The sequence below is a fragment of the Arhodomonas sp. KWT genome (assembly GCF_010993615.1).
The window spans coordinates 1-974 of record NZ_WNXE01000626.1 but is presented as its reverse complement, the minus strand read 5'-3'; the positions used below and the strand labels follow the sequence as shown (position 1 = coordinate 974).

Annotated in this window: 2 protein-coding genes; both read left to right on the top strand. The window is 69.6% G+C overall.

Translation table 11 applies throughout. The features are described from left to right. On the top strand, positions 1 to 757 hold a 757-nt coding region (locus G7A99_RS21255; protein WP_205599982.1), incomplete at its 5' end, for a hypothetical protein. Further along, positions 754 to 974, top strand: a 221-nt coding sequence (locus G7A99_RS21250) for a type II secretion system protein (RefSeq protein WP_163143903.1), incomplete at its 3' end; no start/stop codon positions are given. The genes G7A99_RS21255 and G7A99_RS21250, both read left to right, overlap by 4 nt.

Below are 974 nucleotides of genomic sequence, written 5' to 3'. Positions count from 1 at the left end.
GCTGCAGGAGACCCTCGACGACCTCGGCAGCACCACCTCCGGGCAGTCCAGCGACGAGCAGCTGGAGAGCATAGAGAGCTCCATCGACGACATCGACGCCGAGATCGCGAATGTCGAGTGCCTGCTCGGCGAGCGCGACGACGCAAGCTGCACGAACGGGGAAACGGTCGACGACCCGGACCGGCGCCAGCAGCTCAACAACCGCCTCGACGAGCTCGAGGAGAGCCGGCGCTCGCTGTTCGAGCAGAAGATAAGGATCGACCCGGACATCGACGAGCTCGAGGCGCGCATCGACCAGGCGGAGTCCGAAACCGAGCGCACGAAGGAGGCGTTCGAGGACCAGCGCCAGGAGGTGATCGACGCGGCACAGGGCACCTACGAGGAAGAGGTCGAGGTCTGCGAGACCAACGCGGACGGCGAGCAGGAATGCCACACGGAGACGAAGACGCGCACCGTCGACAGGACTGACGAGATGGAGGACGCGATCGACGACTATTTCCAGGCCAAGGCCGAGCGACCCGGAGACCAGCCGGACGATGCCGACTCCGATTTCGAGGCGTGCTTCATCGCCGACCGCGAATGGCGCCTCGCCCGCGACGGCGTGGAGAACGCCCGCGAATCGCGGGACCAGGCCCAGCGCGCACTGGACGAGTTCAGCGACCCCTCGACCGAGGAGCCGTCCGGCGAGCCGCCGGTACTCTGGGACCGGACCGGGGAGATCCTCGAGCGCTCCGACGAGAAGGGGGGCAGCCTATGACACGCGTGACGCCGGCGCGCGGCTTCTCCCTGATCGAGCTCGCGGTCGTGCTGGTAGTGCTCGGCACGATCGCCGTCGCCGCCTGGCGGCTGGTGCCGCTGGCGCTCGAGGCCGGCACCGGCGGCGACCGCGCCGCCTCCCGGCTCGCGGGGCTGCAGAGCGCCGTGGAAGGGTTCGTCCTGCGCCGTCACCGCCTGCCGTGCCCGGACAGCGACGG